General features: G+C 57.3%; 4 protein-coding genes. All 4 read right to left on the bottom strand.

What is annotated here, in order from left to right; genetic code table 11:
* Nucleotides 1-130: 130 nt before the first annotated feature.
* Complete coding sequence (locus ENN40_08810) at nt 131-1,687, bottom strand: hypothetical protein (GenBank protein HDP95442.1); 1,557 nt, start codon at nt 1,685-1,687, stop codon at nt 131-133.
* Entirely contained in the window at nt 1,684-3,063 is a 1,380-nt protein-coding gene (locus ENN40_08805) for a hypothetical protein (protein HDP95441.1), read from the bottom strand. The genes ENN40_08810 and ENN40_08805 overlap by 4 nt, the downstream gene beginning before the upstream one ends.
* Nucleotides 3,063-3,914: a tyrosine protein phosphatase gene (locus ENN40_08800; GenBank protein ID HDP95440.1), complete on the bottom strand. Its 852-nt coding sequence runs from the start codon at nt 3,912-3,914 to the stop codon at nt 3,063-3,065. The genes ENN40_08805 and ENN40_08800 overlap by 1 nt, the downstream gene beginning before the upstream one ends.
* Before the next feature lie 35 nt (nt 3,915-3,949).
* Nucleotides 3,950-5,008 (bottom strand): polysaccharide biosynthesis tyrosine autokinase (locus ENN40_08795; protein ID HDP95439.1); only part of this gene is annotated, 1,059 nt, incomplete at its 5' end.

The following is a 5,008-nucleotide window of genomic DNA, read 5'->3' as shown; positions in this document are numbered from 1 at the left end:
GTTTTGGTTCATTTGAATTTGGATCATTGGGAATTGTTTAGGATTTTGAATTTAGGATTTAAGGATCCTGGGCGGTTCGCGAACCGCCCCTACACCTGTCACCTCAGTTCCACTTTTCACTTTTCACTTTTCACTTTTCACTTTTCACTTCAAGCACTTTCGCTTCAACGTTCGGCATCGGTTCCATTTCAGTGGGAAACGGTATGTCCAGCCAAACCGTTTCAGCCTCGTTCTCCAGGTACTTTTCCAGCAGGATGGCCCCGTCCAGGTAGACCTGGAGCAGGCGATTCTCTGTCACGGCAGAGCGGGGAACACGTACCGCGGCCCGGACCCCCTCCACCAGGGGTACACCCGCGGAAACCTTTCCGTTCCCTCCGATTTCCAGGGTTGCCTCATTACGCAGGCGGTCTAGGTCTTTTTGAGACACATCTTCCCTCAGGAAACGATTGACCTGTACCCGGCGCCACAGGGCTTCGAGGTTGTCGGGATCCTGCCGGAGAACGTCTTCCACCTCTTGCAGGGCCAATGTCATCAGGCGCACCGCGATGGCGGCACGCACCGCCAACAGCCCCACCTCAACAAACCGCTTCCCCTGAAGAGTCGGCAGCAATTGCCGGGCACGCTCGAGAGCGCCTGCGTGGTTGCCTGTGCGTAGATCAAGATGAATGCGCAGGATTCGACTTTGCGGATCATCCTCACGTAACAGCCCCACATCGTTCAAGCGTCTTGGCAGATCTGCCAGATCCAGGATGCTGGTCTCAAAGATAACCCGCTTTACCCATCCTGATACCTCTCTTCGTTGACGCTCCCGGGCATGGCGCCTGAATTGCCGCAAGGATTGCTCGAATGCCTGGTATAACAGATCTTCGCGGAAATTTCGGTAACGAATCCAGTCCATATCCAGGGGATTCAACAACCGGGCATATCCTTGTATTCTGTCGATTCTTTGAATCAGGATTTCCAATTCAAGAACGTTCAACCCGCCGCGTAGCAGCTCATTGTAACGGGCGCGGATTTCAGCGTAGCGCCTTCTTTCCGAAGCATCCAACAGCCGCCAGCGCCATTCCAGCGGCGCTCCCAATTCCAACAGGTACTCCGCCACATGGTCACAGGCGTCCGGACACCGTTCCAGGACGCTCGCCAGCAAATCCCATGAGCGGGAATAGCGGTACCAGTCCCGGATCATGGTGTCTACCTGTTCGGGACTCATGTGGTTGATCCCCCGGCTCAGGCGTTGGCGACACTCCGCTTGCGTTTCGCCGTCAAGCAGGGGCCACAAACGCAACAACTCCATGCCCACAACCAGGGACAACTCCGGCCTTCCCGGTCCCAGGCGCGCCGCTGTGCGCAGCTCAGCGATGCCTTGCTCAAAATGGCGTTCGCGCTGAACCGGGTCGGTCAGATGCGCGCGAGCCAGTTCCAGCCACGTATCCGGAGACAGTGGGTTCAGTTTCAAAGATCGCTCTAGCCAGGTGATACCTGAAGCCACGTCACCATTCTCTATCCAACCGACCCCCAACCTGCGTTTGCTTGCGGGATCGGTTGGATTCATTTTGACCGCGGATAAGAGATGGTGCAGAGAACCACCGGATATTCCTGTTGATACAATGGAAAGCAACCGCGAAGTCAGGCCGGCCGCGGTAACCAGGATGAAAGCCGCAAAAAACAAACCCGGGCGGCGCGTCACCTCTTTTCTCCTTTGCATGTAACCAGCCGGGCGGCAAGCGCCATCAACAACAACCCGGGAAAAACCAGGCCAGGAACACGCAGGGGATAATGAAAAAAACACGTTCCCCAGAACAGCATTGCCGCGGCCAGCATTCCCGCGGCCGCTCCCCTCGCCCAACGGTCCGGACAATTACTCCAGCCGTGCCACATCCCCCACAGATACAGCAGCAAGGCCGAAACCAGCAACGCGAGGGAAAACAGGCCGCCTTCCGCCGTGGCTTCCAGCCATTCATTGCGAGCGTGGGAAAGGTGGAGTTCCGGGTAGTCGATATAAACCGGGTTGACCTGGGAAAACGTACCAAAGCCAGTTCCCAGCACGGGAAAATCGCGAATCATGTTTTTTATTGCCGGCGTGGTATCCATAGAGACTGTATCGCCCGTGCGTTGTTCCTGGAACCGGGGGTGGGTACGGGTTATTCCCATTGCCATGGCCATCAGCATGGCGACAAGGAAGATCCAACTCAGGCGGCGACGATAATCCGGCGCAAACCGGGTAAACAGCCACAACAATAACGCGACGGTTCCGGCACCCGTCATCAACCAGAACAGGTTTTTGTTACGAACCAAAGCAAACCCGGCCACGCAAACTGCGATTAGGGCAAGGTGGGATCCGGTTATTGATCCCGGAAAAAGCCATTGTTTCAGCGTAGACGGCCGGGGTCCGCGCGAAGAAAACAAGCCGGCCTCCGCCGCCCACATTCCCAAACCCGCCAGCAACGCCATGCCGATAAAGAGAGCGGCCTGGGCGGCGTCCACGAAAGTCCCGGTCAGGGCCGCCCACGGCATGGGGTTGTCAACCGGGTAAAAAAAGAGGAAAAATTTGCCGTTCGGCATCAACATGCGCGTGGCCCCGATCAAGACCTGCACACCCGCGGAAACCAGCAGCGCGAAAGATATTCCCCTGGCTTCGAGGCGCCCTACCGGCAAGCGCAGGAAAGTAATAAAGAAAAGAGTCAGCGCCAGCAGGTGCAGGGCTACGCCAAACGTGATCCCCGGAGCCAGGCTCAATGGCAACCAATCCGATGCGGCCATGGGCAGAGAGTCCAGCAGCGGCAACGCCCCGGGATGAATCGCGCCCACAAGCCCGCGCGGCAAAGGAATCAACTGGACCAGGGCGACAACAGGCAGCAACATCACAAGGCGGGCCAACCACCGCCCGCCGGGAAGCGGAATCAAACCCTCAATATCCGGCCATGCCAGGGCGATCCAGATCACCAGTACCAGGGAAAATATGGTGACGAACGGTTCGGGGGCGCTCCCGAAAGGCAGCGGCACCAGCAGGATCAAACCCTGGAGAATGCGCAAGCGGAAAATGTTTTGTCTGGATCCCGTCATCAATCGTCTTGAAAATGCCGGATCAGGCGCGAAAAGAAGCCGCGGCCGGCGGTTGCGGGCGGGCTGGATTCCGGCATATGCTCGATTCCCCGGTTTTGCAGGATGTGCTCCGGATTGCGGCGCAGGAGCAGGTCAGGATACTCCACGCCCAGGTCGGTTAAAACAGCGAAAGCGCCGGATAGATCCGCCGGGCGTTCATCCGGCCAGTGGGCGTCGGATGCCACCACGTGAACCAGGTTGCTGCGCAGCAGCCGCACCGCGCTTTGCCGGGCGGCCTCGCCGAACCAGCCCATCAGGCTGCCCGCGTTCACCTGGGTCAGGGCCCCGGCTCTTACCAGGCGCGAGAGAACCTCCGGGTTCCGCTGAATCACGGCGTTGCGTTCCGGGTGCGCGATCACGGGAATCCAGCCGTCCCCCTGCAATATGAACAACAATTCGTCCAGGCCGGGGAAAAGCATGTCAAAGGGGAACTCCAGCAGAAAGTAGTCGCCCGCGTTGAGGCTCAAACGTCGCTTGAAACGAGCCAGGGTGTCACTCAGAGCGTGGGTGCAGTGGATTTCCGCCCCGGCCATCACACGCACTTGCGGGCATTCACGTCCGGCCCACTCGACCCATTGGTCCCGGGCCTGGAGCAATGTTTCTATTTCGTTGTCTTTCTGTACTCCCGGGTACACATGGGGTGTCGCGGCGAGCACGGTCGTACCGTTACTGAAAGCCCGGTTGAGCATCCGCAACGAATCCTCGAGAGACTGCGCTCCGTCGTCCACGCCGGGTACCAGGTGAGTGTGAAGATCCACAAATCCCGGCAAAACCTTTGAAAAGTCTGCGGAATCACTTTGTGATGGCTGCATGGATTGGACTACATCAACTCAACATCGCCCACAATTCAGGCGCGGGATTCGTCGGATTTGTATTCGTAGGTGTAGCGACTGTAACCGTAACGGTAGCCATAGCCCTCGCCTTTCTTGAGATTTACCTTGTTCAGGATGGCTCCCAACAAGCGGATGCGGAACCTGGCCAACTCGCTCTTGACCCCCACCACGGCCTTGCGATTGGTTTTTCCCCACCACACCACCAGGATCATGGCATCCGCCATGCGGCCGATAATTACGGGATCCACAATTCCCACCAGGGGCGGCGCGTCAATAAAGATCAGGTCAAAGTGCTGGCGCAGCTTCTTGATCAGGTCTTCCATGCGCTTGGAATCCAGGATCTCCGTGGGGTTGGGAGGAATGGGTCCGGAAGGGATCACAAAGAGATTGGGAACCCTGGTTTTGACAAAAAGCTCTTCAGACGGCTCCCTGGAAACCAGGAAAGATGACAGGCCGTTTGTGTTTTTACAGTTGAAAATCTTGTGGATCATGGGCTTGCGCAAGTCGCCGTCAATGATCAATACGCGTTTCCCCAGCTTGGTGAACGAAACCGCCAGGTTGACCACGGTTGCGGTTTTGCCTTCACGGGGAAGGGATGAGGACATGGCGATCAACTGGGGCGGGCCGTCCGCGGTTGACAGCATGATGGAAGTGCGGATATTGCGGTAACTCTCGGCCATTGCGGAATCGGCATCCATGAAGTTGGCCAGTTCAATGTGGTGGGGAGTTTCTTTTTTAGCTTTTCCGGGCTTTTTCCCGTAGCCGTAATAGTAATCGTGGCCGTTCTCGGTCCCCAGTTCCGGCACCATGCCCAGGGTGGGAATCCGCAGGTGTTGTTCGGCTTCCTCCGGTGTCTTGATCGACTTGTCCAGCCAATCCAGGGCAAAGACCAGGAAAAGACCCAGGAACACGCCTATAAACACAGCCTTGATGCCAACCATCTGTTTTGATGAAGATATGGGCCCACGCGGAACCTCGGCGCGGTCGATAATCTTGATATTGCTGGTCTGCAAACCTTCCAGGCGCGAGGTCAGCAGCGATTCCTTCTGCTTGCGCACCAGTTGGTCCAGCAG

The sequence above is a fragment of the Candidatus Aminicenantes bacterium genome (genome assembly GCA_011049425.1).
GTDB lineage: Bacteria > Acidobacteriota > Aminicenantia > UBA2199 > UBA2199 > UBA876.
The sequence above is the reverse complement of the archived record's forward strand: the minus strand, read 5'-3'. Positions and strand labels throughout refer to the sequence as shown.